This window comes from Bradyrhizobium sp. USDA 4541 (genome assembly GCF_024171085.1).
Classification (GTDB): Bacteria; Pseudomonadota; Alphaproteobacteria; order Rhizobiales; family Xanthobacteraceae; genus Bradyrhizobium; species Bradyrhizobium australafricanum.
Map to the genome: position 1 here is coordinate 4,421,153 of NZ_JALJZF010000001.1, position 25,592 is coordinate 4,446,744.

At 62.9% G+C, this 25,592-nt stretch carries 26 protein-coding genes; 16 read left to right on the forward strand and 10 right to left on the reverse strand.

From position 1 onward, the window contains the following. Positions 1-24: 24 nt before the first annotated feature. Positions 25-153 carry a hypothetical protein gene (locus tag J2R80_RS43280; RefSeq protein ID WP_256521342.1) on the reverse strand — a complete coding sequence of 43 codons (129 nt, stop codon included), beginning with the start codon at positions 151-153 and terminating at the stop codon, positions 25-27. A gap of 216 nt (positions 154-369) precedes the next feature. Here J2R80_RS43280 and J2R80_RS20720 point away from each other — a divergent pair, with 216 nt between their 5' ends. The 3 genes from J2R80_RS20720 (at position 370) to J2R80_RS20730 (ending at position 3,374) form a co-directional block, all read left to right on the forward strand. Then, positions 370-897, forward strand: coding sequence for an invasion associated locus B family protein (locus tag J2R80_RS20720; RefSeq protein WP_159109496.1), 528 nt, complete (start codon positions 370-372; stop codon positions 895-897). A gap of 393 nt (positions 898-1,290) precedes the next feature. Beyond that, complete coding sequence (locus tag J2R80_RS20725) at positions 1,291-2,697, forward strand: adenylate/guanylate cyclase domain-containing protein (protein WP_253639313.1); 1,407 nt, start codon at positions 1,291-1,293, stop codon at positions 2,695-2,697. Positions 2,698-3,191: 494 nt separating this feature from the next. Next, complete coding sequence (locus J2R80_RS20730; RefSeq protein WP_018272863.1) at positions 3,192-3,374, forward strand: hypothetical protein; 183 nt, start codon at positions 3,192-3,194, stop codon at positions 3,372-3,374. Positions 3,375-4,254: 880 nt separating this feature from the next. On the opposite strand, the gene J2R80_RS20735 is transcribed toward J2R80_RS20730, so the two are convergent. Continuing rightward, positions 4,255-4,557, reverse strand: a complete 303-nt coding sequence (locus tag J2R80_RS20735; protein WP_253639314.1) for a DoxX family protein — start codon at positions 4,555-4,557, stop codon at positions 4,255-4,257. Positions 4,558-4,980: 423 nt separating this feature from the next. Then, on the reverse strand, positions 4,981-5,175 hold the full coding sequence (locus J2R80_RS20740; protein WP_016847326.1) for a hypothetical protein: 195 nt from the start codon (positions 5,173-5,175) through the stop codon (positions 4,981-4,983). 152 nt (positions 5,176-5,327) lie between these two features. On the opposite strand from J2R80_RS20740, the gene J2R80_RS20745 reads away from it, so the two are divergent. Beyond that, the gene (locus tag J2R80_RS20745; RefSeq protein WP_016847327.1) at positions 5,328-5,528 is read left to right on the forward strand and encodes a hypothetical protein; all 201 of its coding nucleotides are present in this window, start codon (positions 5,328-5,330) and stop codon (positions 5,526-5,528) included. Between the two features lie 74 nt (positions 5,529-5,602). On the opposite strand, the gene J2R80_RS20750 is transcribed toward J2R80_RS20745, so the two are convergent. Next, positions 5,603-6,007, reverse strand: a complete 405-nt coding sequence (locus J2R80_RS20750) for a response regulator (RefSeq protein ID WP_076834133.1) — start codon at positions 6,005-6,007, stop codon at positions 5,603-5,605. A 960-nt stretch (positions 6,008-6,967) separates the two neighbouring features. Then, positions 6,968-7,762 (reverse strand): class II aldolase/adducin family protein, encoded by a 795-nt coding sequence (locus J2R80_RS20755; protein ID WP_141339807.1) that lies wholly within the window; start codon positions 7,760-7,762, stop codon positions 6,968-6,970. A 186-nt stretch (positions 7,763-7,948) separates the two neighbouring features. On the opposite strand from J2R80_RS20755, the gene J2R80_RS20760 reads away from it, so the two are divergent. Together J2R80_RS20760 and J2R80_RS20765 are read left to right on the forward strand one after the other, a co-directional pair. Next, positions 7,949-9,445 carry a M81 family metallopeptidase gene (locus J2R80_RS20760; protein WP_253639315.1) on the forward strand — a complete coding sequence of 499 codons (1,497 nt, stop codon included), beginning with the start codon at positions 7,949-7,951 and terminating at the stop codon, positions 9,443-9,445. Further along, entirely contained in the window at positions 9,442-10,452 is a 1,011-nt protein-coding gene (locus J2R80_RS20765) for a glutathione S-transferase N-terminal domain-containing protein (protein WP_253639316.1), read from the forward strand. The genes J2R80_RS20760 and J2R80_RS20765 overlap by 4 nt, the downstream gene beginning before the upstream one ends. A 39-nt stretch (positions 10,453-10,491) precedes the next feature. Here the strand turns inward: J2R80_RS20765 and J2R80_RS20770 are convergent, their stop codons facing one another. The 5 genes from J2R80_RS20770 to J2R80_RS20790 form a co-directional block, all read right to left on the reverse strand. Next, a complete protein-coding gene (locus tag J2R80_RS20770; protein WP_253640999.1) occupies positions 10,492-11,121 on the reverse strand; it encodes a 2-hydroxychromene-2-carboxylate isomerase in 630 nt (209 codons plus the stop codon). A gap of 506 nt (positions 11,122-11,627) precedes the next feature. Further along, positions 11,628-13,550 carry an NAD(P)/FAD-dependent oxidoreductase gene (locus J2R80_RS20775; protein WP_253639317.1) on the reverse strand — a complete coding sequence of 641 codons (1,923 nt, stop codon included), beginning with the start codon at positions 13,548-13,550 and terminating at the stop codon, positions 11,628-11,630. Positions 13,551-13,559: 9 nt separating this feature from the next. Continuing rightward, positions 13,560-14,333, reverse strand: a complete 774-nt coding sequence (locus J2R80_RS20780; RefSeq protein ID WP_253639318.1) for an SDR family NAD(P)-dependent oxidoreductase — start codon at positions 14,331-14,333, stop codon at positions 13,560-13,562. Then, positions 14,330-14,974: a TetR/AcrR family transcriptional regulator gene (locus tag J2R80_RS20785; protein WP_253639319.1), complete on the reverse strand. Its 645-nt coding sequence runs from the start codon at positions 14,972-14,974 to the stop codon at positions 14,330-14,332. Before J2R80_RS20785 ends, J2R80_RS20780 begins: the two co-directional genes overlap by 4 nt. Next, complete coding sequence (locus tag J2R80_RS20790) at positions 14,971-16,467, reverse strand: AMP-binding protein (protein ID WP_253639320.1); 1,497 nt, start codon at positions 16,465-16,467, stop codon at positions 14,971-14,973. Before J2R80_RS20790 ends, J2R80_RS20785 begins: the two co-directional genes overlap by 4 nt. Positions 16,468-16,638: 171 nt before the next feature. Between J2R80_RS20790 and J2R80_RS20795 the strand changes: the two genes are divergently transcribed. The 10 genes from J2R80_RS20795 (at position 16,639) to J2R80_RS20840 (ending at position 25,590) form a co-directional block, all read left to right on the forward strand. Continuing rightward, positions 16,639-17,898: an ABC transporter substrate-binding protein gene (locus J2R80_RS20795; protein WP_038383532.1), complete on the forward strand. Its 1,260-nt coding sequence runs from the start codon at positions 16,639-16,641 to the stop codon at positions 17,896-17,898. Between the two features lie 98 nt (positions 17,899-17,996). Next, on the forward strand, positions 17,997-18,899 hold the full coding sequence (locus J2R80_RS20800; RefSeq protein ID WP_253639321.1) for a branched-chain amino acid ABC transporter permease: 903 nt from the start codon (positions 17,997-17,999) through the stop codon (positions 18,897-18,899). Then, positions 18,896-19,924, forward strand: a complete 1,029-nt coding sequence (locus J2R80_RS20805) for a branched-chain amino acid ABC transporter permease (RefSeq protein WP_038383496.1) — start codon at positions 18,896-18,898, stop codon at positions 19,922-19,924. The genes J2R80_RS20800 and J2R80_RS20805 overlap by 4 nt, the downstream gene beginning before the upstream one ends. After that, a complete protein-coding gene (locus J2R80_RS20810) occupies positions 19,921-20,700 on the forward strand; it encodes an SDR family NAD(P)-dependent oxidoreductase (protein ID WP_076834115.1) in 780 nt (259 codons plus the stop codon). The genes J2R80_RS20805 and J2R80_RS20810 overlap by 4 nt, the downstream gene beginning before the upstream one ends. A 2-nt stretch (positions 20,701-20,702) precedes the next feature. Next, positions 20,703-21,461 carry an ABC transporter ATP-binding protein gene (locus J2R80_RS20815; protein WP_253639322.1) on the forward strand — a complete coding sequence of 253 codons (759 nt, stop codon included), beginning with the start codon at positions 20,703-20,705 and terminating at the stop codon, positions 21,459-21,461. Further along, positions 21,458-22,174 carry an ABC transporter ATP-binding protein gene (locus J2R80_RS20820; protein ID WP_075968245.1) on the forward strand — a complete coding sequence of 239 codons (717 nt, stop codon included), beginning with the start codon at positions 21,458-21,460 and terminating at the stop codon, positions 22,172-22,174. Before J2R80_RS20815 ends, J2R80_RS20820 begins: the two co-directional genes overlap by 4 nt. Positions 22,175-22,284: 110 nt before the next feature. Further along, positions 22,285-23,484 carry a CaiB/BaiF CoA-transferase family protein gene (locus J2R80_RS20825; protein WP_253639323.1) on the forward strand — a complete coding sequence of 400 codons (1,200 nt, stop codon included), beginning with the start codon at positions 22,285-22,287 and terminating at the stop codon, positions 23,482-23,484. A 16-nt stretch (positions 23,485-23,500) separates the two neighbouring features. Next, a complete protein-coding gene (locus tag J2R80_RS20830) occupies positions 23,501-24,277 on the forward strand; it encodes an enoyl-CoA hydratase/isomerase family protein (protein WP_076834108.1) in 777 nt (258 codons plus the stop codon). After that, a complete protein-coding gene (locus J2R80_RS20835; protein WP_016847346.1) occupies positions 24,277-24,732 on the forward strand; it encodes a MaoC family dehydratase in 456 nt (151 codons plus the stop codon). The genes J2R80_RS20830 and J2R80_RS20835 overlap by 1 nt, the downstream gene beginning before the upstream one ends. Positions 24,733-24,735: 3 nt before the next feature. Continuing rightward, positions 24,736-25,590 carry a CoA ester lyase gene (locus J2R80_RS20840; protein ID WP_253639324.1) on the forward strand — a complete coding sequence of 285 codons (855 nt, stop codon included), beginning with the start codon at positions 24,736-24,738 and terminating at the stop codon, positions 25,588-25,590. Positions 25,591-25,592: the final 2 nt, after the last annotated feature.

The following is a 25,592-nucleotide window of genomic DNA, read 5'->3' on the forward strand; positions in this document are numbered from 1 at the left end:
CGGGAGCAAGGTCGAGGCGCCGGACTAGCATTTGCGTTGTTGCTTGTTCGCGGCCTTGTTCGCGGTCCTGGCTTCACGTGCAATTGCCCAGAAATACCCGCCGCAGAACGCAACAATCGCGACAATCACACCGGCGGCGATCAGCTCTTGCATATCAGCGGCTCTCCACGTAGACCTATCTCACTCGCGTGGGAATTATGCCCACGAATACGCCGACGAAGAGGCAAGTCGGTTTCGGGACGTAACGAGGCGGAGTGAATGCAATGGTGACGGTCAGCGCAGCAGACAGGCGTCTTCGGGCGATTGTTGCTCTCGTCGTCATGGTCGGCGTCGGTTCGGCGCAAGCCGCCCGAACTCCCGATGTGTCGGATGCCAGTGGGAGCACCGTCTCCATGCCGATCGACACACGGAGCCGGACGTCCGCGATGGACGGCGTGGTCCGCGCCGTCCAGCTTCCCAAGGGCGCTTTCCGCGATCAGCGAGACCTACGGAGACTGGATCGTCAAATGCCAGCTCGACGGCGGGGCCAAGCTGTGTACCCTCGGGCAGACACAGTTCGCCAAGGAAACCAATCAGCAAATCTTCGCCATCGAACTGATTCCCAGGGACGGAAAGGCCGAAGGCAACATCTTGATGCCGTTCGGGCTGAAGTTCGACGCCGGGGCCGTCCTCAAGCTTGACGGCAAGGATCTCGAACAGACGCGCTTCTCCACCTGCACGGCGCAAGGCTGCTTGCTGCCGGTATCCTTTCCCACGGCCGTGACCGACACCACCAGCAAGGCCAAAATGCTCACCGTTGCCGCACAGAGCATCAGCAACGGGCAGGCTGTCGTCTTTAACGTCCCCCTCAACGGCTTCGCCGCGGCGCTGGAGCGCACCATTCAGCTCGGAAGCTGAGCGGCACGACGTTCCGCGCTCACCGCACGATGGCTGCGACAGATCACCCCGACGGGCAAATCCCGCTTCCGTCGTCGGGCAAATCATTGATCCAATTCCGCCCGTCTCACCCGATTGAGGGGCGCTTCGCGGTCGTCACGAACGTGGGTCGAGATGCGGTGGACGCCGATTGCGCAACTGACGAGTGCGCATGACGTGGACGGTGAAGTCGTGTGGTCCTGATGCCAAGCCTTTTTTTCATGATCCAAAGAACGAATAAAGCCATGTCTGTCAATGGCTTAAACAGAGTCGCTTGAGCTGGGTCCCAATAGGCCCTTAGACCGTTCACCTTCAGGTGCCAGACCATAGCTTCGGCCCATCGTGTGACGGACAAATACCGGGCATTTACGGTGGATGACGTCCGTTGATGTCCGGCCTGATCTGGAAGATAGTTGGAAACGCGAACAAATGGTGGGGGCCGCGATGACGGAAGTAGCGTTGCCCGAGACGCAGTATGCGCAGAGCGGCGACTTCAACATCGCCTATCAAGTCATGGGCGACGGGCCCACCGACATTATCCTAGTTCCGGGCATTATATCCCACATCGATTTTCAGCACGAACTCCCGGGCTATACGCGCTTTCTTCGTCGCTTGGCGAAGTTCTCAAGGGTCGTCACGTTCGACAAGAGAGGTCAAGGACTATCAGATCGGTTGGCCGACGTACCGTCTCTTGAGGAACGTATCGACGATGTCCGCACGATCATGGACGCAATCAACTCCAAGCGTGCTGCGCTAGTTGGCTTCTCTGAAGGCGCGTCGATGAGCGTTCTATTCGCGACGACCTACCCAGAGCGCGTTTCCCACTTGGTCTTATTCGGAGGGCTGGCGCGGATATCAGACCTGCTCCCGCCCAACCTCACGCCATCCGAGGTTCAGGAACGGTTAGCTTACGTCGTAAAGAGTTGGGGAAACGGGGACTTCCTCAAGCGAGTTTTCGCGAGTGATGCTGGCAATCCGGAGATACTCGCTCGCATCGCAAAATTCGAAAAGTTGGGCAGCAGTCCTGGCGCACTGAAATCCTACATACTTTCGAACCGACGGATAGACATCAACCCCATCCTCCCAGTCGTCCGCACGCCAACCCTAGTGCTGCACCGAACAACCGACGCGCAGGTGCCTGTAACGTTAGGCCGCCAGCTCGCCGCCGGTATCCCGGGAGCGAAATACATTGAATATCCGTCGGGCGATCACGCGTTCTGGACGGGAGACATTGAGCGCGTTACCGGAGACATCGAAGAATTCATCACTGGACAACGCGCCAGCGAGGGAATTGATCTGGAGCGCATACTCGCTACCGTTCTCTTTACTGATATCGTTGGATCGACCAATCTCGCTTTGCAACTCGGCGATCACAGTTGGCGCGACCTCTTGGACAATCACGACGATCTTTCCGGCCGGATTGTCAGCAAGCATCGCGGCACTTTGGTGAAAAGCACAGGCGATGGCGTTCTGGCGACCTTTGACGGGCCGGGGCGGGCTGTGCGATGCGCCTTGGCGCTCAGTGAAGAGAGCAAGAGTATTGGCCTGCCCGTACGCGCAGGTCTTCATTGCGGCGAGGTCGAAATCAGAGGCAACGACATCGGTGGCATTGCCGTCCACGCAGCCGCGCGGGTGATGTCGCAGTCGGGAAGCAATGAGGTATTTGTCTCGCGGGTGGTCACCGACCTCGTAGCAGGCACCGATCTGAAGTTCTCCGAGCGAGGCTCATACGAATTAAAGGGGCTGCCCGGGAAATGGGATCTTTTCGCCGCGAGCAAATAGTAGGCCGCCTTGACGCCATAGACGGCGCTGCCATTCCGGCGCAGCACCGTTGCGCGCTCCTCGGCGCAATGCGACCGAAGCATCTCGATAGATCGCCGCCGGTCAAGCCGCGAAAGCGCCCGCCATGATCGCCATACCAGTTCCAAATCGCTCATCGCGCTATCCTACGGAAGTCGCAACGATAACCCGGCGCAGCAAAATCGCGAAAAGACGGGGCCAAATACGCGAAAGGCCCGGCGTCCCGCGTACCGCCTTTCGAGGGCAGCTCAAAGTACCTTAGCTTAGGTCCCGTTGCCGATTAGGCCACGAACTCGTTTGACGAGGTGCCATCAGATGTTCTGGCCCCATCAATTTCCATTGGACACCATCTGTTCTTACCCGTTTGGACTGCCGATGTTCTCCGGGGTGAACAGAGTTTCATATCTCGATTAGCGCAGGGTATTGACGTCCGCTAGCGCCCTCTTCAAATGGTTCCCGGCATCGGGGAACCTCAAATGAAGGACATGAAGGCGCACTTGGAGAAGCTTCGGGTCGAGGCCGAGGAGTGCGAACTCATCAGCAAGCTCGCGACCAACGAGACTAAGAAAGACTTGTTTGCCAAGCTAGCCGCCCATCATCGGGCGCTCGCTGATGAGGTGGAACGGACGATCAACGCTTCCAAACCGCAGAGCACATAGGAGTTTGGTTGCCGTGTTCGCGTCGTAGTTCTGCCGGTCCGGGGATCTCCGTGGGTGAACCGAGTGCCAGTCCCAGTTAGCGCGCTTTGTACGCCGTGATGACTTGGTGGAATTCGTCGTCATCGTCTACGGTCAATAAACCGATGACCATCCAGCCTGCGCACAAGCCGAGAACTATCAGCGCCATTTTTAGCCACGGTCTCATAAAGGCTAATATGCTCCGAGAACCAGCTATTTACCACCCCACGGTGCTTTGCCGTGGCACAAATTGCACCGGCGATCCCTAGCTCATCGTGGCGCTCGGGCTAAGCCCCATCGCAATCGTGGCTATTGCCCTGTTCATGTAGAAAAGAGAGGCCGCCCGTCGAATGCCCTGAAAGCCGGCCCGCTCGCGCACCGAAAACCTTAACGGGATCGGCAGTATCAAGCCTCTCGCGCGATATCACTGCCGGCAACCCAGACTGGCGTTGCCGATTAACGGTTTTCTACCAATTGGTGTCAGTCTAGGTCATTGCGGTTAGGTCGCGACGAGCGACAACGCATTCCGGAATGCTCAACCTGACCAGCCCGGTTGGCGGTCTCCCTATGGGGCCCACGATGATCAAAGGTTTTGCGATTGCAGCCCTCGCGCTGCTAGGTGCATCGCAGGTAGACCAGTATCTCACCCACGGCCGATACACCGACGCCACCATGATGATGGTGAGACAGATGAGGCACTCCTTTGGGATTTAGCAGTCCCGGGCTCTATGCAACCTTAGGGGTTCCGCTCTAGTGAGGACGAACGCAGGGGTGTACTGCGCCTTGGGCTTACCGGCGGCCCTAGCTACCTGAGCTAGGGCCGCTCCTCGGCTCGTCGATCCTCATATGACGTCGCTCAAGTTCATGCAGGCACCTTTTGCAATCGTCGCTCCCAAGGCAGCGCCGGCACCTTCAATGCGAAGGCGCCATCGCCGAGCAGTGCTTGGGCGAGTAGCATCACCGCCCAGACAAAGGGCATTTCCCATCCGCCTTCGACGAACCAGAAGTTCTTACGGACCATCCAGAAGTGCGTGGCACCGAGCATCATCGGCAGCGTGTACAAGCTCACCCAGCGGGTATAGACGCCGAGCAGCAATAGGATGCTCGCCGCGAATTCCGCGCTCAACGTGTATGTGAGCACCCATTCTGGATATCCGGCTTTCAAATAGGCCGTTCCACCAAAGACTGATCGGCTTCAAGATGAACTTGCCGTAGAGCGCCGCCAGGAACAGCCCGGCAATCGTAATCCGCAAAATGAACGCAGCGTAAGGCGCAGTCCTTTGGTCGATCATCGCATGCTCCCAATGAAGCGGAAGCGCATGGTCCGAAGGTCTACTGGCAGGAGATCGTCCGACGGAACGACGCGACCGCAAATACTAATAAAAGAATGCAACCATTGGAGGCGCTGCGCGCGATGCAGTCTATCGGTAAAAACCCGGACGACATGCCGGTAAACCGGAGCCACCGTATTCATCCGGAATGGAAGTTCGCCCCGCACCGCAGCATATACCCAGTGTTCATCGAGTTCATATTTGCATTTCGCCCGGCCGTCTTAATTGGCGGCCGGGCTTTTGTGTGCCGATCGGTGCTAGTTCTTCTTGAGATCGCGCAGTTTACGCATGTAGTAGCCGTGGCTCTGGACCGCCTGTCTGATCTCCTCGCTGACCCTGACGACCCTCCTTCTGCTCTTGCGCCACTTACCTTGAGCGCTGACAGCCGGCACCGGAAAACCCTTTCTCACGACGAGCAGATCATGTCTGACATTGAAATACACCTCGACCATGTAATCTCCCAAAACCGTTGAAAGTATGGGTCCAGAGCAGATCGCCGTTCGCCGAAATGCAACCGGGTCTTTGGCGCTCGCCTGTGAATATCAAGGACAAGCGGCGTGCTCGTCGATCCTGAGACGGTATTTTCTGTTTGGATGTTGTTCGTATGCCGCACCCAACGACCAACGACTATCTGGACGAATATGATCGGGAGCTAGACGAGATCGTTGCCGCCTGCGACGGCGATGTGCGCAGCGCTCTGAGGGCTCTCTTGCTGGTCAACGAGCAGTTGGAGCGCATCCTAAATTGTTTGAACGCGGAACTGATCGAGCACGTGTCGCGGCATCGACGGCAGACGGTGCACTAAGCCGCAAATGGGCTCGGGCGAAACATGACGCAGCCTAGAATGTCGCCATCTGTGTCGCAAACCCGGTGGCGCGGCTATGGCAAGTCCTTTGGACAGAGCGGAGACGTGCCAACATTCAACAGTTGAGAGACGGCAGTCACCAATTGGGCAGGCGCAAATGGCTTCGTCAAAAGGATGCTGTTGGGCACGCCGTTCGCAGTCCATTGCTCGGCGCTGGCGCCGGTCATGTAAACGATCGGAAAATCGGGATGCATTTCTCGGACACGGCGAGCAAGCTGCCAGCCATCCATCGTATTCGCGCCGAGATTTACATCGGTGACGAGGGCTCGGTACTTATCTCCACTGTCTCGCAACAAACTCAACGCCTCATCGCCGGACGAAACGCCAAATGGCGCAAAGCCCGCCTCGCTAAGAGGACCGCTAATGAAGCTGTGGACCAAATGCTCGTCATCGACGATTAAGATATCGATAGTGTCCAAGGGGCCACCTCCCGCCGCAGCGTTGAGCGAGTTCCAAATTGACGCCCTGGCAGGAAGATGGTTCCCTTCGGGACGCATAAAGTCACTCCCCTCGGTTCTTGCGTTTCATCATTCGAGGGGCCGGCGGTGTTCTCCCGTGTCGATCCAGATGGACATCTCATCTGCCGGAGGCCTTGCGTAAGCCAAATGGCTTCGCACCGCTTTACAAAGAAAGGGTCCCACACGTGCGGGCTCCCAAGACGCCCGTCTGGTATTCCGCACGTAATTCAGGCGACGAGACGTAGATTGGTCTCAGGTTGCTTTGCGAGGCTGCCAATGATCCGTCGCAACTCGGCCGCGACGCCGTCGATTCTCCTTCATTCGCGTCGAATGATTGTAGACCTTGCCGGTGACGGTGGGCACGGCGACCTCGGCCTTCTTGCTCGAGGAATGATCGAGGCAACGTGCGATCCACGCATCATCAAAGCCAAGATCACCGGCCAAGGTCGCCGCCGTCCGCGTAGATCGTGCTGATCGCCGAGCGGGCAGGCGAAGACGTATTGCTTGTTCGATGCCCTGAGCGCCTCGCGGGCAATCTCGACCGCCAGGTCGGACAGCGGCTGCTGGATCACTCGGCGCTTCTTCACCCGCTTGAAACGTCAAGTTCTACCCATTGCTCGGGGCCCATGGGTGCGATCGGCTCCCAACTTTCCCTACGCTCTCTTCAACAGGGAGGGCGGAACGAAGAGCAAAGCTCGGGCAGATGTGTCGCGAGAATGCGGATGTGTGACTCACAGATCGTGCAACAATTTCAGCGTTGTCCCGGCGAAGGCCGGACCCATTACCACGAATGCGAATTGTTGCGCGACGCTGGGGCCACGGCCTGTTTTTCAACAACGCTACCCTGTGGTTATGGGTCCCGGCCTTCGCCGGGCCTTCGCCGGGACGACGAATGGAGAAAGCCTGCGCCGGCTTTCGCTTTCAATCCCGATACGATGGATCCGTCCGGTCGAGCTTGCGCAGCAGAGCGGGCCAGGCGAGTTCGCCGTTGCGGGCGGCGCGGCCGGGCTTCGGCAGCATCCGCTCATAGGTGTCTTCGAGGATATTTTGCGGCGGATAGATCAGCTTGGTGTTGCAGGACAGCGCCATCACCTGGGTCTGGCAGGCGCGCTCGAGGCGAAACAGCACGTTGAAGGCGGCGGGCACGGTACGGCCGACGACCAGGAGACCATGATTGCGCAGGATCATCGCCTCGTTGTCACCGAGGTCGCGGACCAGGCGTTCGCGCTCGTCGACATTGTCGGCGATGCCCTCGAAGTCGTGATAGGCGATGTGCAGGAAGCGCATCGAGGTCTGCGCCAGCGGCAGCAGGCCGCATTCCATCGCCGAGACCGCCATGCCGGCCGGGGTATGGGTGTGCGCGACGCAATCCATGTCGTGCTTGGCCATGTGGATGGCGCTGTGAATGACGAAGCCGGCGACGTTGACGTCGTAGTCGGTGGCGTTGAGCAGCGTGTTGCCCTCGACGTCGACCTTGATCAGGCTGGAGGCGTCGATCTCCTCATACAGCATGCCGTAGGCGTTGATCAGGAACTGGTCGGTGGTGCCGGGCACGCGGCAGGAGATGTGGTTCGCGATCATCTCGGTCATGCCGTACATCGCCGTCAGCCGATAACAGGCGGCAAGATCGACGCGGGCCTGCCACTCCTCGGCGCTCACCTGCTCGCGAACCGATTTCACGACCTTGATCGCGGGCGAGCTGACGGGGGGATTCATGGCGTTCTCTCCTTGAGATATCTGCGGGGCCGCGGCCCGATTGTTGCGGCGACCATAGCAGAATCCGCGCGGCGTCAAGCTGTGCTGCGCCTGCTTATTTGCAGGTCTGGCGGGCAAAAACCGAATGCGGATTGGCGCGCCGCGCCTTCAATGCCACAATGCGAAAAACAGCCGAGGCGCACCAAAATGAGCGATCGCAAGATACGTATCGCCGTCCTGCATTTCTCCCACGAAACCGTCTCGTTCCTGCCGAACGAGACCACGCTCGACGACTTCATCTATCCGGGCTCGCCGGCCAAAGGCGAGGCGCTGCTGCAGTTCGATCCCATGAACTATATGGGCGGCTTCGTGCAGGTGGCGCGCGAGTTCTCCGAGGTCGAGCTGGTCGGCATCGAATCCCCGCTCTGGCCGAAGACTTACACCGGATCCGGCTGGATCACCGAGGAAGCCTATCGCACCTTCACCGGCAAGATGATCGCCGGATTGAAGGAGGAGGGACCGTTCGACGGCGTCTATCTGTGCTTGCATGGCGCGATGGCCGTGCGCGGCGTGCCGCGTCCCGAAGCCGATCTGGCGCGGCAGGTCCGCGAAGTGGTCGGCCGCTCCGCCTTCATTGCGGCGACGTTCGATCCTCACGGCAACGAGGATGAGGCGTTCCTCGAGCAGGCGGACATGGCATTCGCGGTCAAATATTTCCCGCATTATGACGCGCATCTGCAGGGCGAACGCGCGGCGCGAATGCTGGTGCGGGCGATCCGAGGCGATTACAAGCCGGCGCACAGGACGATCAAGGTTCCCGTGATCTCGCCCACGGTGCTGCAATGGACCGGGGCGCGGCCCTGGATGGACCTCGTGCAGCGCGCGCTGGTCTGGGAGGCGCGCGAGGTCGACGTCTATGTCAACATCTTCTTCGGCTTCCCGTTCGCCGACGTTCCCGATGTCGGCATGACCGTGCAGGTTCTGACCAACGACAATCCAAAGCTCGCCGAGCAAATCGCGCGCGATCTCGCCGGCACGATCTGGCGGCTGCGCGAAGCCTTGCTGCAATCGACCAAATTGCACAGCATCGCCGAGGGCGTCGCGCTGGCCAAGCAGGCCGTCGCCGCTGGCAACACACCGGTGGTGCTGGCCGATCACAGCGACCGGTCGGGGTCGGCGACCTGGCTGCTGCGTGAGATCATCGCGCAGGACCTCGCCAACACCGTGATCGCGACCATCGCCGACGCCGGGGCGACCGCAAGCCTGAAGGCCGCCGGCGCCAAGGCCGGCGACGCCTTCGACATGGAGATCGGCGGCCGCGCCGACGAGTCGGCAGGCGATCCGGTTCGGATCCAGGGCACGGTTTCGGCGGCGGGCGAGGGCTACGGCCAGTTCTGGGTCTGCGTGCGCTTCGGCCGCAACAATGTGCTGATCCTGTCCACCTATCTGGTGCAGGTCATGGAGCCGTTCTCGCTGAAGGCGCTGGTGCCCGACATCGGCGCCTTTGACGTGATGGCGATCAAGTCGCGGGTCCATTTCCGGCGCGGCTTCGACGACAATGGATTTGCCAAGACGATCCTCCTGGTCGAACCCGATGAGCCGTTCCTCGGTACCACGCGTCTCGACAAGCTGCCGTACAAGAACGTCGATCTCGCGCAGTTCTATCCGTACGGCAATCCGGCGTTTTTGGAGCAATCGTCATGACGGAGAACCGCTATCGCCTGATCGGCTCGACTGCGTCGCCCTATGCGATCAAGCTGCGCGCGCTGATGCGCTACCGCCGGATCCCGCACGACTGGGTGATCATGACCAAGGCTTTGCGCGAGGCAACCGCGCATCTGAAGCCGATGCTGATCCCGGTGCTGCAATATCCCGACGGCAGCTACCGCGGCGAGACCACGACGCTGGCCTATGATCTGGAAGCGCGGCATCAGGGACGGTCGGTGATCCCCGAAGACAAGGCCATCGCTTTCATCAGCGATCTGCTCGAGGACCTCGCCGACGAATGGGCGGTGAAGCCGTTGTTTCTCTATCGTTGGTGGGATCCGGAAGACCAGGCCTATGTCTCGCGCTGGGCCGGCGAGGAGTGGTCAACATCGCAGGCCGAGGCCGGCAGCCGCGAGGAGATCGAAGAGTTCCGGCAGCGGCAGATTTCGCGCATGGTCATTCTCGGCGCGACGGATGAGAACAGGCCGCTGCTGGAGGAGAGCTACCGGCGTACGCTTGCCGCGTTCGAGCCGCATGTCGGCATGAGGAGCTATCTGTTCGGCAGCCGGCCGTCGCTGGCGGATTTTGCCTGGTTCGGCCAGCTCAGCGAGATGGCGACCGACCCGACCCCGATGCGGATCATGCGCGAGCGCGCGCCGTTCACCGATCATTGGGTGCGGCGGCTCGATGATGCATCAGGTGTCGAGGGTGACTGGTATCCTCGTGAGCAGGCGCTTGGCGGGTTCGCGGAGGCGCTGCTGCGGATCGCCGGCGAACTTTATCTGCCGTTCCTTGCGGCCAACGCGGATGCATTCGCGAAAGGCCTCGAGCGGCTCGAAATCAAGGTCTGGGGACTGCCCTATGCACTGGCGCCGTTCAAATATCAGGTCAAATGCCTGCAGCAGCTGCGCGAGAAGTTTGCCGCGCTCGATGCCGGCGAGCGCGCGGCGTTGAAACCGGTGCTGGAACGCACCAGGTGCTGGGCGATCCTGAACGGAGGCTGATCGATCAGCGACGATAGGCAGATTCGAAACGGTCGGCGCCTACGTCCGGTGCCGGCTGCCAAGCGCGATCGCAATCGTCTCCGGCTGCTTGATCCGCTCGATCAGCATGTCGATGCGGTCGCCGCCCCAGAACAACTCGCCGTTGAACACCATGCTGGGCACGCCGAACACGCCGAGGGCTTCGGCCTCGTCGATGATGCGATCATGTTCGGCGCGGGCAGGGCCGCGAACATAGGCCTCGAAGGCGTCGGCGGAGCCACCGACCGCGGTGATCACGCCGGCAATCTCGGGCAGCTCGTCGATTTCCAGCTCGTGGTTCCAGAACTTCCGGAACACCGTATCGTGATAAGGCCGGAACAGCCCGTGACGCTGCGCGAACAGCATCCCGGCGCTGGCGTAGAAGGCGTCGTAGATCCGGCGCGGGCCCTTCATGGTCAGTCCCTGCGCGTTGGCGAACCGGCGCGCATCCATGTAGGCGTAGCGCACCTTGCGCCAGAAGTGCGGCGTACGCTCCTCGACCGTGCCCATGAATTCGGGAATGCGCAGCGTATAGGGCAGCCATTCCAGCTCGACGCCGTATCTCTCCTCGAGTTCGAACAGCCGCTTGTTGGCGACATAGGCATAGGGAGACTTGTAGTCGGTGTAGATTCGGACCCGCGGCTTTTCCATCATCATTCCTCATCTCGTCGCGACAATTGTTCCCGATCCTGTGCGGGGGCGCAATGCGGCGTGACGAAGGGGAGCTCGCGGGCAAACGAACGGGCCCCGGTGCAGTCAAGCATCGCGGGGCCCTGCTACTTCGTTTTAGCGAAGGATGTCTGGTATCGACCAGTCGTGTTTCGGGACCTAAAAGCGCGTGGCCTTTGCGCTCCTGTCCTGCGGATATGTTCAGATTGTCGGTGGCGCACGCGGCTAGCAGCTGCTGTTTGCCTCAACGTGCACCGGGACCTTGCCGCTGAGCAAGGTCGCTGGCTTGCGCCGGTGGCGTCATGCTCCTCTCCAAGGGTGGGCCGACGGACATCTGTCCGTTTCAGCTGCCTGACAGCCGATCCCATAATCGTCCGTCAATTCCTGCGACGCGAGGAGCAAGCGCTCCAGCACCCCAACAGGTGCAGTCAGCGAAATGCTGCGGCAGTTATAGCCATCTGTCAAGTTAACGAGCGAGGGAATTCAGGTCAGGAGTCCTGTCGCGACTTGGTCTTTCGATATTGGGTGAAGTCCGGATCGTGCGTCATCTTCCAGTAGTCGACGAACCGCCACGGCATCGCCGAGAACACCCGGCCGCTGCTGTTGCGGTAGTAGGTCGTCATGCCCGGATGCGTCCAGATCAATTGCTCGTGCTCGGCGTCGACGTCGCGGATATATGCGTCATGCGCGTCGGGATGCACGTCGATCGCGGCGATGTCATTCTCGATCATCTCGACAAGGCACGCGGAGATGTAGCGGCTCTGGCACTCCGACTGGAAGATGACGCTGCCGCCATGCGCGGGCCCCGAATTGGGGCCGAGCATCAGAAAGAGATTGGGAAAATCAGGCACGGTGAGGCCGAGATAGGCGGTCGGATTGTCGTCGCGCCACGCCTGCTTGAGGTTCTTGCCGTTACGCCCGGTGATGTTGAGCCGCGCCGCCATCTCGGAGACCTTGAAGCCGGTCGAGATCACGATGACGTCGTGCTGCCGCGACGTGCCATCGGCGGTGACGATTCCGTCTGCGGCGAAATGGTCGATCTTGTCGGTGACCAGCTCGACATTCGGTTTGGTCAGCGTCTTGAACCAGTTGTTGTCGAGCAGGATGCGCTTGCCGTAGGGCGGATAGGTCGGCATGCATTTCTCGATCAGGTCGGGGCGATTCTTCAGCTCGGACAGGATGAAGTCGGCGAGCTCCTGGCGATGCCGGTCGTTGCCCTTGTTGACGGCGCGGTCCGGATGCGGCCAGGCCGGATCCTTGCGCAGGAACGGCAGCAATCCGTCGCCGTAACGCCAGAACATGTTGAAGCGATACCACTGCACATAGAACGGCAGATGCGCGAGCAGCCACTGCGCACCTTCGGTGATCGGATCGGAATAGCCCTTCACCGGCCGCGCCCATTGCGCGGTGCGCTGGTAGACGGTGACCGAGGCGACGCGGTCGGCGATCGACGGCACCAGCTGCATCCCGGTTGCGCCGGTGCCGATCACGGCGACATGCCTGTCGTCGAGCTTGATGTCGTCGGACCACAGCGCCGAATGGACCTTCAGGCCTGTGAAGGCCTCGTCTCCCTCAAAGCGGGCAGGCAGGGGATCATTGAGCTGGCCGATCGCGCTGACCAGCGCGGTGGATTCAAAGGTTTCTTCGCCGCGGGCAGTCTTCAGCGTCGAGATCCAGCGTCGCTTGCCTTCGTCCCAGCGCGAGGCGACGAGCTCGGTATTGAGGCGGACATGCTTGCGGATGTCGTATTCGCGCACGACCTTGAGCAGATAATCGAGCAGCTCCTGGCGCTGCGCGAAATAGCGGGTCCACGGATTGCGGGCGCCGAACGAGAAGGAATAGGAGTGGTTCGGCGTATCGACGCCGCAGCCGGGATAGCGGTTGACGTACCAGGTGCCGCCGATCTCGTCCTGCCTCTCGACAATCGTATAGGGGATGCCGAGCCGGCCGAGCGCGACGCCAAGCGCGATCGCGCAGACCCCGGCGCCGACGATCAGCACATGCTGCTGCGCCAGCTTCTCGCCAGAAGGGCGCTCGCGCCAGCGCGCGTCGCGTGGGATGAAGCCCATCTCCTCCCGCATCAGCGGCGCATATTCCGGCGCGACATTGTCGCCGAGCGTCGCGCGCATCATCCGCAGCATCAGCTCATTGCCGGGATCGGTGATGACGGGCTTCGGGGTGCCGTTCGCGAACAGGTTCAGGACCGCCGCGCGAATCTCGTCCTGGATCTCCTGAGGCACACCGGCGTCGGGATCCGGGATCAGACGGACGTCGCGCTTCGGCTTGTAGGGCGGCTCGAGCCACTTCTCGTCGCCGGTCATGTGCACCAGCACCATCAGCAGCACGCGGATGTCGCCCTCGGCGATGGCGGAGGACAGATCGAGGTGTTTGCGCGGAAGCTCGATATTCATGCGTTGTCCTCAGCTGCGTGCGGCTTCCGGCAGGCCGCCATAGGCGGCCCAGGTGGTGCCTGCGATGTAGCCGGCATCGACCGGCAGGTTGATGCCGGTGATGCCGCTGCTCTGCGGCGAGAGCAGCCATGCGATCGCCTGCGCGACTTCGATCGGCTCGACCAGCCGGTTCAGCGCGGTCGGCCGCGCCAGCAGGTCCTTGTTGAGGGCGCCCGATGCGATGCCGGCCTCGAGCGCTGCCGTGCGGGTGAAGCCGGGCGACACTGCGTTGACGCGGACGCCGGAACGGCCCCATTCGGCGGCGAGCGTCTGCGTGATCTGGATGACGCCGGCCTTCGCCGCGGTATAGGCGTGGATCGGGCCCGACGTCATGCCGGCCACCGAGGCGACGTTGACGATCGCGCCATGCCGACGCTTCGCCATGGCGATGCCGACGCTGCGCGCGACCAGGAAGGTGCCGCGCAGGTCGATATTGACCTCGCGATCCCATTGCTCCATCCGCACCCGTTCGATCGTGTGCATCTTGCCGAACACGCCGGCGGCGTTGACGAGGCCGGTGATCGGACCATGCGCGGTCTCGATATCGGCAATGCCTGCGACAACGGCGCTCTCGCTCGCGACGTCGAACGGCGCCGGCCACAGCACGGCGGCTGTTCCAACCAGCGGCTCGGGCGCGATGTCGACGATGACGACGCGATGCCCCTGATCGGCGAGCAGTGTCGCGGTCGCCGCGCCGATGCCGCGGCTGCCGCCGGTAACGAGGATGGTGCCCTCAGCGCTCATGACTTTCTTCCCTTGTCGCTGGTGGTGAACAGGCCGCGGGTGACCAGCTTTTGATAGGCCGTGATCACATAGTCGGGCACCGCGGTGACGCCGCGCTCGGAATAGGAATAGCGGCGGCTGAGATAACCGCGCGCGCCCATCAGCACCTGGACGATGGCCTCGAATTCCTCGTCGCTGAAGGCGTTGGTCGCGCCCGCAGCCCGCGCGCGTTGCAGGATCCGCACATACGCGCTCGAGATGTTGTCAAAATGCTTCTGGTAGCCGATCGGCGCGAAGAATTCGGCCTCGTTGAGGATGCGCAGGAATTCCGGCACCTCGCGAATGAAATCGAAGAAGGCGCCGAAGCGCTCGACCTCCTGCCGGGCCTCGCTCGCGGTGCCGGTGCGCGCATGGATGAAGCGGACCATGTCGAGGCCGATCTTCGGCAGCAGCTGGTCGAGCAGCTCCTGGCGGTTCTCGAAATGATTGTAGAAGGTGCCCTGCGCGACGCCGGCAGCCTCGGTGATGCGCGCGACCGAGGCTTCGGCATAGCCGTATTTGCCGACGACCTTGGTCGCGGCGTCGAAGATCTTCTGCTTGGTCCAGGCGTTGCGCTCGATCCGGTTGAGTTTTGTCACTTTGGCGGATGTCGCTTGCGTCATGCGGTGGCCTCGAGTTCGGCACGGAGCACGCGTTTGAGCACCTTGCCGGATGGATTGCGCGGCAGGCTGTCGCGGATGACGAGCTGCCGCGGCACTTTGAAACCGGCGAGCCGTGTCCGGCAGTGGTCGGTGAGACCGGGCAGGTCGAGCTTGGCGTCGTCGGCCAGCACCACGATCGCGACCGGCTTCTCGCCCCAGCGCGGGTCCGGCAGGCCGATCACCGCGACCTCGCGCACTTCAGGCATTTCGTAGATGACGCGCTCGACCTCGGAGGAGGCGATGTTCTCGCCGCCGGAGATGATCATGTCCTTCTTGCGATCGGTCAGATACAGGAAGCCGTCGTCGTCGAGATAGCCGACATCGCCGGTACGGAACCAGTCGCCGAAGAACGCGGATGCGGTCTTCCCGGGATCCTTCCAGTAGCCCTGCGTGACCTTCGGGCCGCGCAGGCAGATCTCGCCGTTCTGGCCGGCCGGCAGGCGCTTGCCGGCATCGTCGCGGATCTCGATCTCGACATGGGCGATGGCGCGGCCGGTCGAGCCGATCTTCTCGATCTCGCGGCCCGCGTCCATGAAGGTATCGCCGCCGCAGCTTTCGGTGAGGCCGTAGGCATCGATGTAGCGCGCGTTCTTGAAATAGTCAGAGAAGGCGCGGATGCGGACTTCCGGTGTCTTCTCGCCGCCGCCGATCGCCCATTGCAGGCTGGAGACGTCGTAGCGCTCGCGGTTCGGATGGGTGAGGAGGGCCGTGGTCATGACCGGCGCGAACCACGCCGCGTTCAGCTTCTCCCGCTCGATCGCGGCGAGCGCAGGTTCAGGCTCGAAGGTCCGGTGAATGCACAGCATGCCGCCATGCCAGAGCACCGCGATGCCGGGCAGGTCGAGCGCGCCGACGTGATAGAGCGGACCGACGACGAGCAGCCGCGTGTCGGCGTTGAGCCCGAGCACCAGGGTCTGGTCGGCGGATTTCCAGTAGATGTTTTCGTAACTGAGCATCACCCCCTTGGGACGATCCGTCGTGCCCGAGGTGTACATCAGCCGCATCAGATCGCGCGGCCCGCACACATGGATCGGCGCCGGCGCGATGTCGGGCGCAAGGTTGGTGACGCTGGACTGCGCGACCTCATCGAGCAGCACGACTGGCGCGCCGCCGGCGGCGATCGCGGCAAACTCCTCGTCGGCGACCAAGAGGCGCGCGCCCGAATTGCCGACGATGTAGCCGACCTCATCGGCCGAGAGGCGATAGTTGATCGGCAGGAACACCGCGCCGATATGGCTGGTCGCAAACACCAGCTCGAGAAAGGCCGTGCTGTTCTTCATCAGCACGGCGACGACGTCGCCGGGCGCGATCCCGCGCGCCGCGAGCCAGCCGCCGACCTGCCGGATTCGCAGATCAAAGTCGGCGTAGGAGACGTCCTCGCCGCGATATTTCAGCGCACAGCGGTCCGGAGTCCGCCGGGCATGAAATGCGATGAAGCTGGAAAGGTTGATCATTTGCCGCCCGCGGGGCCGATTCCGGCGCCGTTTTCTCCCTAGATGAATTATGAGTCGTAATTCATCTTTGGCTTGACGTCACCCCCCTTGCTCTGAAAACATCGTGGCCATGGAGACGAAACGATCTCCGGCAGGGATTTTGGGAACGCGAACCCGACAGGGAGGGGAATGATGAAGAGGACCCGGAAACCGGGCATCACCCGGCGCTCGACCCTTGCGCTGATGGGCGCCGGTGCGGTGAGCTTTGCCGCGCCATGGGTGGCGCGCGCACAGGCCAAGACGATCAAGATCGGCATGCCGACCATTCTGTCGGGCCGCGTCGCGCAACTCGGAACGTCCTCGCGCAACGCAGTGCTGCTGGAGGTCGAGAAGGTCAATGCCGCCGGCGGCCTTGCCGGGCGGCAGATCGAGATGGTGATCCGCGACTCCAAGGGGCAGCCGCAGGAGGCCGCGCGCATCGCGCGCGAACTCGTCAACACCGACGGTTGCGAGATGCTGCTCGACGGCGAAGCGTCCTCGGGATCGTTCGCGGTTCACGAAGTGGCGCGGGATCTCGGGGTGCTCTGCATCCACACCTGCTCGGAAGCGTCGTCGCTGACCGCCGATCCCAAGCAGCACATCCCGAACGCCTTCCGCTGCGTGCGGCAAGGCATTCACGACTCGATCGTCGGCGCCAGCTACGCGGCAGGGATCGCCAAGGCCAAGGGCCTGAAGAAATGGGCGACCTGTTCGCCCGACTATGCCTATGGCCGCGACACCACCGGCGAGTTCGTGCTCTACCTGAAGAAGTTCGCGCCCGACGTCGAGATCATCAGCGAGTCCTGGCCAAAGCTGTTCCAGCCCGACTACACCGAGGTGGTGACGAAGATCCTGCAGGCCAAGCCGCAGGCGCTCTATTCCTGCCTGTGGGGCGGCGATCTCACTTCCTACATCGACCAGGCCAACATCTACGCGATGTTCACCCAGATGGAGGTGTTCGCGGTCAACATGGCCGACTACACCGCACTCACGGTGGTGAAGAACCTGCCCAAGGGCATCCACTCCGGCGATCGCTATATCAAGACATTCCCGCCGACGCCGGAAAATGCCGCCTGGGGCGATGCCTACAAGGCCAAGTACAACGAGTATCCGACCAACTGGTCGTGGCAGAACGCCACGGCGGTCATGTTCCTCAACGAGGCCGTCAAGAAGGCGAACTCGACCGACGGCAAGAAGGTCGCGGAAGCGCTCACCGGCCTCACCATCAAGTGCCCGTTCGGCGCTGACGGCACCGTCACAATGCGCGCCGACGATCACACGCTGGTCGGCTACGCCATCGGCTGGGGCACCACGATCCCGCAGGAGCCCTACGTGCCTGATGTGAAGGCCGGAGACTGGAAGACCATCTTCGAGCTCGAAGCCGAGTGGAAGAAGAGCAAGGGCTACACCTGATCCGCATGTGCGGCGGAGGCTGCCGCCGGCTGCCTCCGCCGCGCATCTGATGTTTGTCGCGCGCCGACGTTGCGGCCCGCCGTGATGGATGAGTTTCCGTGGACCTCGACGCGCTCGCCAGTTGCCTCGCCAGCCCTGCCTGCCTGGTAACGCAAACCACCAGCGGCCTGATCATCGGCATGCTGCTGCTCCTTGTCGCCGTTGGGCTGACGCTGATCTTCGGCGTGCTCAAGGTGGTCAATTTCAGCCACGGCGCCTTCTATATGTTCGGCGCCTATTTCGCGATGACGGCCTATCAGCTCACCGGCAGCTTCGCGCTGGCGATGCTGAGCGGCGCCGTCGGGACCGCGATCCTCGGCCTGATCTTCGAGCGCGTGTTCATGAGCCGGGTCTACGGGCGCGACGTCTTGATGCAGCTCCTGGTCTGCTACGCCTTCGTGCTGATCTTCGACGATGTTGTCCGCATGATCTGGGGGCCTGAGTTCAAGTCGATGGGCATGCCGGCTGCATTCCAGGTGCCGCCGCTGTTCATCGCCGGCGGCGTGGTGCCGCCGTACTATCTGCTCTTGATCGGGGTGGCGCTCGCCGCGGCCGTTGTTCTCGGCCTGGGGCTGGCGCGCTCCAGGATCGGCAAGGTGATCCGTGCGGCTGCGCATAATCCCGGAATGGTCTCGGCGCTGGGGATCAACACCGGGCTGATCTATGGCGGCGTATTTGCGCTTGGCGGCATGCTGGCGGGACTGGCGGGAGCGCTTGCCGCGCCGGTGCGCTCGCTGACACCGGGCATGGGCTTCTCGGTACTGATCGAGTCCTTCATCGTGACCGTGATCGGCGGCATGGGCTCGATCCTCGGCGCGTTGATCGGCGCGCTTTTGATCGGCCTGATCCGCTCCTTCGGATCGCTCGGCTTCCCGCTGTTCACCGAGGGGCTGATGTATCTGTTTATGGTGATTGTGCTGGTCTCGCGCCCGACCGGGCTGTTCGGCAAGGAGGTCGCATGACCGAATTGCAGGCCGGGCAGGGCACGCAGCCCCTCGATGTTGCCCGGATCGACGCCAGGCCGCAGCGCTACCGCGATGTGCTGATCGCGCTCGTGGCCTTTGTCCTGCTCGCGCTGCTGCCGTTCATCTTTGGCAGCAAGCAGCTGCTCGACTTCGTGATCCGCTGTGCGGCCTATGGATTGTTCGCGACGTCGCTCAACCTTCTGGTCGGCTATACCGGTTTGATCTCGTTCGGCCACGGCATGTTCTTCGGCCTCGGTGCCTATGGTTTCGGGCTGATGATGCAGAAGACCGGCGTGCCGATCCCGGTGGCCTTCGTCGCCACGCTGGCGATGACCCTGGTCGTCGCCGTCGTCATCGGCGCGATCTGCGTGCGGTTGAAGGAAATCTACTTCGCCTTCGTCACGCTGGCATTTCAGATGCTGATTCACTCAACCATCCTGTCGTGGCAATCGCTGACCGGCGGCGACCAGGGCCTGCGCGGCGGGATCCCGAGGCCGCCGTTTCTCGGCATCGATCTGTCGAATCATCTGCATCTCTACATCACGAGCTGTGCCCTGCTGGTGATCGGCCTGCTGCTCATGCGCCAGATCGCGCAATCGCCGTTCGGCTACACGCTGCGCATGATCCGCGACAACGCCACGCGGGCGAGCTTCATCGGCATCGATGTCTGGCGTGCCAAGCTGACGATCTTTGTGCTCGCCGCGCTGTTCGCCGCGACCGGCGGCATCATCATGGCGCTGTTCGTCTCCGGCGCCTATCCCGAGTTCGCCTATTGGACGATCTCGGGCGAGGGCATCTTCATCAACATGCTCGGCGGCGTGACAACCTTCCTCGGACCGATGGTCGGCACGGTGCTGCTGCTGATCCTCAACGATACCGTTACCCGCCTGACCGAGTATCACGGCATCGTGCTCGGCATCGTGATCCTGTTCTTTGCCATTGGCCTGCGAAAGGGCTTGATGGACTTTGTCGTCGAATGGTTCGCGCAGCGTCGCGGAGAGGCCGGGGAGCGCGCGCCATGAGTGCACAGACGCGGATCAGCGTCGTTACCGGCGGCGCCAGCGGCATCGGCGCGGCGTGCGTGCGTGAGCTCGCAGCAGCCGGCGATCTCGTCGCCGTTCTCGACCGCGATCTCGCCAAGGCGCAGACGGTTGCGGCGGAAGTTGGTGGCAAGGCGTTTGCGGCCGACGTGGCGGACGAGCGCAGCATCGAGGCCTGTGCGGCCGCGATCGAGCGCGACTGCGGCCCGGTCGCGGTGCTGGTCAACAGCGCCGGCATCATCCAGGTGCCGGCCCGGCCGCACGAGCTGCCGATGACCTCCTGGGACGACGTCGTGCGTGTCGACCAGCGCGGCACCTATGTCGCCTGCGTTGCCTTTGCGCGGCAGATGATCGCGCGCAAGCGCGGCAGCATCGTCAACATCGCCTCGATTGCCGGCATGCGCTCGATGCCGTTGCATGCCTATGCGCCCGCCAAGGCGGCGGTGATTGCCATCACCGAATGCCTCGCGGCCGAATGGGGGCCGTCCGGCATCCGCGTCAATGCCGTATCCCCCGGCTATACGCTGACGCCGGCGCTGAAGAATGCCATCGATCGCGGCGAGCGGGATGTCTCGGCGCTGGCTGCCAATGCAGCACTTCGCCGCCTCGTCGACCCCTCGGAGATCGGCCGCGTCGTCGCATTTCTGGCCTCCGACGCGGCCTCCGCGATGACCGGCGCCAACGTGCCGGTCGATTGCGGCTGGCTTGCCGGCACATCGTGGAGCACCTATGGCGGTCTGCGGGAGGCGAGCGGTTAGTCATGCTGGAAATTCGCGGGCTCTCGAAATCCTTTGGCGGCGTCAAGGCGACCGACAACGTCTCGCTCGACTTCGCTGACGGTTCGCTCATTGCCGTGATCGGCCCCAACGGCGCCGGCAAGAGCACATTCTTCAACCTGATCACGGGCGCGCTGCAGCCTGATGCCGGGCAGATCTTGCTCAACGGTGTCGACATGGCGGGCAAGGCCCCGCCGGAGATCGTGCGCCATGGCATCGGCCGCGCCTTCCAGGTCGCGAGCATCTTCCCGTCGCTGACGGTGGAGGAGACGATGCTCGCTGCAGTCTGTGCCGATCAGCGCCGCGCCGGCGTGATGCATCGCCGGTTTCCGCTGGCCGAGACGCGCGACCGCGCCGAGCATACGATGGAGCTGCTCGGCCTCGCCGGGAAGCGCAACCGGACCGCGGCGACGCTGTCGCATGGCGACCAGAAGCTGCTCGATATCGCGCTCGCGCTGGTGCTCGAGCCCAAGGTGCTGCTGCTTGACGAGCCGACCGCGGGCATGGGTACCGAGGAGCGCTGGCGCATGATCGACAAGGTGCGCGAGCTCTGGGAGAAGCAGAAGATCACCGTCGTGTTCATCGAGCACGATATGGACATCGTGTTCAAGATCGCGCCCCAAATCGTCGTGCTGTGCTACGGGCGGATCCTGGCGACCGGGACGCCGGACGCGATCCGCAGGAACGATGCCGTGATCGAGGCCTATCTCGGCAGCGACGACCACGCGGGAGCGGTGGCATGAGCGCGCAGCCGGTGGTGCAGGTCGAGGACCTCGACGTCTATTACGGCACCAGCCAGATCCTGTTCGGCGTCGGCCTGTCGGTGCGGCAGGGCGAGACCATGGCGCTGCTCGGCCGCAACGGCGCCGGCAAGTCGACCACCATGAAGGCCATCATGGGGCTGGCGCCGGCGCACCGCGGCAGGGTGACCCTGCGCGGCCAGGTGGTCTCGGGAATGCGGCCGCATCACATCGCGCGGGCCGGGCTCGGCTTCGTGCCGGAAGACCGCCAGATCTTTCCCGAGCACACGGTCGAGGACAATCTCGTCATCGGCCAGAAGAAGGGGCCGGATGGCGAGGACGAGTGGTCGATCCGCCGCGTCTATGACGTGTTCCCGCTGCTCGAGCCGTTGCGGCACCGGATCGCCGGAAGGCTCTCCGGCGGCGAGCAGCAGATGCTGGCGATCGCCCGCACGCTGATGGGCAATCCCGTGCTGCTGCTGCTGGATGAGCCGAGCGAGGGGCTGGCGCCGATCATCGTGCAGCGCATCGGCGAACTGCTGCGGCAGCTCCGCGGCACCGGTGCCACAGTATTGATCGCCGAGCAGAACATGCATTTTTGCCTTGGCCTTGCGAGCCACGCGACGGTTATCGATAAGGGACAGATCGTCTACACATCCTCGATCGAAGAGCTGAAGGCCAACGACAACATCCGGCAGCGCTATCTGGCGCTGTAGGGCATGATCCGCGAAAAGCGCGCAGCGGTTTTCCCTCGCGACAAGCGCGCAGCGTTTGCGCCGGGATCATGCCCAAAGGACAGGGCACTTCGACAGCGATGGGAGGACAAATGGCGGGCAAGCTGACGCCGACGCATGAAGCGCCGTATCGCGGGCTGAAGGTACTCGATTTCGGGCAGGGGATTGCCTCGCCCTATTGCGCGATGCTGCTTGGGGTCTACGGCGCCGACGTCATCAAGGTCGAACCGTCGGAGGGCGACTGGTCGCGCTATCTCGGCACGACCTACGGCAATCACACAACACTGTCGGCGGTCTACAACCGCGGCAAGCGCAGCCTGTGCCTCGACATGAAGCACAAGGACGGGATCGCGATCGCGCAGCGGCTGTCGCGCGAGGCCGACGTGCTCATCGAAGGATTTCGTCCCGGTGTCGCGGAGCGGCTCGGGCTCGGCTACGAGGGCCTGTCGCGCGACAATCCCGCCCTGGTCTATCTGTCGGTCAGCGGCTTCGGGCAGAGCGGCCCGTACGCCAAGCGGCCCGGCTCGGATTCGGTGGCGCAGGCGTTCTCGGGGCTGGTCTCGGTCAATCTCGGCGCCGATGGCGTGCCGCATCGGGTCGGCACCACGATTTCCGACGTCGTCACCGGCGTCTATGCGTTCCAGGCCATCGCCACGACGCTGTTCGCGCGTGCGACCGTCGGCACCGGCCGCTGGATCGACGTCAATCTCTGCCAGTCGACGTCGGCGCTGCTCGGCCACAAGGTGGCGGAGTTCATCCTCGAGGGCGGCGCGCCGCGCGCGCTGAACGTTCCGGCCGGCACCTACCAGACCCGGGACGGCTGGATGATGGTCACCCTGGTGAACGAGCCGCAATACAAGCGGCTGTGCGGTGCGATCGGCCGTGAGGATCTCGCCGCCGACCCGCGTTTTGCCGACTTCGCCCGGCGCGCCGATGCGGCCGACGCGCTGATCCCGCAATTGCGCGAGGTGTTCCTGACCCAGGCGACGGACGCCTGGCTGACCCGGCTGCATGCGGCCGATATCATCGCCGAGCGGATCCTCGATCCCGGCGAATGGCTGCGCAACGTCCATGTCGAGGCGACCAGGGCATCGGTGCGCCAGGACACACCCGGCGTCGGCGCGGTCTACACGCCACGCACGCCGGGGATCGCGAGCCTGTCCGAGGATCACCTTTGCCCCGCGCCTGACGTCGGGCAGGATAGCCGCGCCGTGCTGACGGAGGCCGGCTTCGGTTCCGCCGAGATCGATGGCCTGCTGCTCTCGGGCGCCGTGCGGCAGACCAAGAGCTAACGGGAGGCAATACATCATGAGCACTGACCTCGTTCGTTACTCGGTCACCGACCAGATTGCGGAGATCGTGCTGGATCGCGCGCCGGTCAACGCACTCAGCATTCCCCTGATCGATGCGCTGCTGGCGGCGCTGGCGAAAGCGCGCGACGACGACGCGGTGCGTGCCGTCATCATCAGCAGCGCTCACAAGGTGTTTTGCGCCGGCCTCGATCTCGACATCGTCAGGGGCAAGCCCGCGATCGAGACCAAGACATTTCTCGAGCGGCTATACTTTGCGTTGAACGATACGCAGTATCGCATGGGCAAGCCGACCATTGCGGCGATCGATGGCGCGGTGCGCGCCGGGGGCATGACGATCGCGATCTCCTGCGACATGATCGTCGCGGGCGACGGCTCGACCTTCGGCTATCCCGAGATCGATGTCGGCCTGATCCCGGCGATCCATTTCGTGCAGTTGCCGCGGCTGGTCGGAAAGCACCAGGCATTCGGCCCGCTGTTCCTTGGCGAGCCCTTCGATGCCGCGACCGCCTTTCGCATGGGGCTGCTCAGCGAGGTGGTGCCGAAGGGCACCGCGCTCGCGCGGGCTCGCGAGATCGCACGCAAGCTGGCGGCGAAATCGCCGATCGTGATGAAGATCGGCCGCGACGCCTTCATGCGCGCGGTCGATGCCGATTTCCGCCGCTCGGTGGAAAACACGGCGGAAAGCTTCGTTGTGGTCGCATCGACGGAAGATTGCCAGGAAGGGCTCAATGCGTTCGTCGAGAAGCGGACGCCCAACTACAAGGGACGGTAATGGCTGGATTGTATTTCGAGGAGTTCGAGATCGGACAGGAATTCCATCACGAATTCAGCCGAACCGTGACCGAGATGGACAACACCATGTTCAGCCTCCTGACCATGAACCCGCAGCCGTTGCATATCGACGCGCATTTCTCCGAGAAGACCGAGTTCGGCCAGCGGCTGTTCAACAGCCTCTATACGCTCGGCATCATGATCGGCATGAGCGTGTACGATACGACGCTGGGAACGACCGTCGGCAATCTCGGCATGACCGACGTCAAGTTCCCGAAGCCGGTGTTTCACGGCGACACGCTGAAGGCGCACACCAGGATCATCGGCAAGCGCGCCAGCAAGTCGCGGCCGACCCAGGGCATTGTCGAGTTCGAGCACACCATGACCAACCAGCGCGGCGAGGTGGTGGCGAGCTGCCGCCGCACCGGCCTGATGCACTGCAAGCCGAAGGCGTAAGCGATGCGATCGTTCCTGTTCGTTCCCGGTGATAGCACTCGGAAGTATGAAAGCGCGAAGAAGACCGCGGCCGACGCGCTGATTCTCGACCTCGAGGATTCCATCGCGCCGGACCAGAAGGTGGTTGCGCGGGGCATCACGCGCCAGATGCTCGATGCCCGCAATCCGGAGCAGAAGCTTTATGTCCGCGTCAACGCGCTCGACACCGATCTGACGCTCGGCGATCTTGCCGCCGTGATGCCCGGTAAACCCGATGGCATCGTGCTGCCGAAATGCGCCGGTGCCGCCGACGTCAACCGGCTCGCGCTCTATCTCGACGCATTCGAGGCCGCCTCTGACATCGCGCAGGGCACCACCCGGATCGTGACGGTCGCGACCGAGACGGCGCGGGCGGTGCTGAAAATCCTCGATTTCGAGAACATGAGCCCGCGGCTGTGGGGCATGATGTGGGGCGCGGAGGATCTCGCGGCCTCGCTCGGGGCAACGCGCAACCGCAGTGATGGCCGCTATCACTCGCCCTTCATCCTGGCGCGCGATCTCTGCCTGATCGGCGCGGCCGCCGCCGGCGTCGTCGCGATCGACACCATCGCGACCGACATCAACGATCTCGATGCTTTGAAGGCCGAGGCGGTCGCCGCGCGCCAGGATGGCTTCCTCGCCAAGGCCGTGATCCACCCCAAGCATGTCGACGTCGTCAATGCGGCCTTCATGCCGACAGATGAGGAAATCGCATGGTCGGAGCGGGTGATCGCCGCGTTCGCCAATAATCCATCGGGAGTCGCCAAGATGGACGGCAAGATGCTGGACAAGCCGCATCTGCGCGCCGCCGAGAAGATCCTGGCGTCGCGCAGGAAATAGTC

Coding starts and splice junctions, on each gene's coding strand:
- J2R80_RS20835 (WP_016847346.1), top strand. CDS start 24,277: ATGGCTGGATTGTATTTCGAGGAGTTCGAGATCGGACAGGAATTCCAT.
- J2R80_RS20780 (WP_253639318.1), bottom strand. CDS start 14,333: ATGAGCGCTGAGGGCACCATCCTCGTTACCGGCGGCAGCCGCGGCATC.
- J2R80_RS20805 (WP_038383496.1), top strand. CDS start 18,896: ATGACCGAATTGCAGGCCGGGCAGGGCACGCAGCCCCTCGATGTTGCC.
- J2R80_RS20765 (WP_253639316.1), top strand. CDS start 9,442: ATGACGGAGAACCGCTATCGCCTGATCGGCTCGACTGCGTCGCCCTAT.
- J2R80_RS20730 (WP_018272863.1), top strand. CDS start 3,192: ATGAAGGACATGAAGGCGCACTTGGAGAAGCTTCGGGTCGAGGCCGAG.
- J2R80_RS20745 (WP_016847327.1), top strand. CDS start 5,328: ATGCCGCACCCAACGACCAACGACTATCTGGACGAATATGATCGGGAG.
- J2R80_RS43280 (WP_256521342.1), bottom strand. CDS start 153: ATGCAAGAGCTGATCGCCGCCGGTGTGATTGTCGCGATTGTTGCGTTC.
- J2R80_RS20775 (WP_253639317.1), bottom strand. CDS start 13,550: ATGAATATCGAGCTTCCGCGCAAACACCTCGATCTGTCCTCCGCCATC.
- J2R80_RS20725 (WP_253639313.1), top strand. CDS start 1,291: ATGACGTCCGTTGATGTCCGGCCTGATCTGGAAGATAGTTGGAAACGC.
- J2R80_RS20785 (WP_253639319.1), bottom strand. CDS start 14,974: ATGACGCAAGCGACATCCGCCAAAGTGACAAAACTCAACCGGATCGAG.
- J2R80_RS20760 (WP_253639315.1), top strand. CDS start 7,949: ATGAGCGATCGCAAGATACGTATCGCCGTCCTGCATTTCTCCCACGAA.
- J2R80_RS20755 (WP_141339807.1), bottom strand. CDS start 7,762: ATGAATCCCCCCGTCAGCTCGCCCGCGATCAAGGTCGTGAAATCGGTT.
- J2R80_RS20795 (WP_038383532.1), top strand. CDS start 16,639: ATGAAGAGGACCCGGAAACCGGGCATCACCCGGCGCTCGACCCTTGCG.
- J2R80_RS20815 (WP_253639322.1), top strand. CDS start 20,703: ATGCTGGAAATTCGCGGGCTCTCGAAATCCTTTGGCGGCGTCAAGGCG.
- J2R80_RS20770 (WP_253640999.1), bottom strand. CDS start 11,121: ATGGAAAAGCCGCGGGTCCGAATCTACACCGACTACAAGTCTCCCTAT.
- J2R80_RS20840 (WP_253639324.1), top strand. CDS start 24,736: ATGCGATCGTTCCTGTTCGTTCCCGGTGATAGCACTCGGAAGTATGAA.
- J2R80_RS20740 (WP_016847326.1), bottom strand. CDS start 5,175: ATGGTCGAGGTGTATTTCAATGTCAGACATGATCTGCTCGTCGTGAGA.
- J2R80_RS20820 (WP_075968245.1), top strand. CDS start 21,458: ATGAGCGCGCAGCCGGTGGTGCAGGTCGAGGACCTCGACGTCTATTAC.
- J2R80_RS20810 (WP_076834115.1), top strand. CDS start 19,921: ATGAGTGCACAGACGCGGATCAGCGTCGTTACCGGCGGCGCCAGCGGC.
- J2R80_RS20830 (WP_076834108.1), top strand. CDS start 23,501: ATGAGCACTGACCTCGTTCGTTACTCGGTCACCGACCAGATTGCGGAG.
- J2R80_RS20825 (WP_253639323.1), top strand. CDS start 22,285: ATGGCGGGCAAGCTGACGCCGACGCATGAAGCGCCGTATCGCGGGCTG.
- J2R80_RS20720 (WP_159109496.1), top strand. CDS start 370: ATGCCAGTGGGAGCACCGTCTCCATGCCGATCGACACACGGAGCCGGA.
- J2R80_RS20790 (WP_253639320.1), bottom strand. CDS start 16,467: ATGATCAACCTTTCCAGCTTCATCGCATTTCATGCCCGGCGGACTCCG.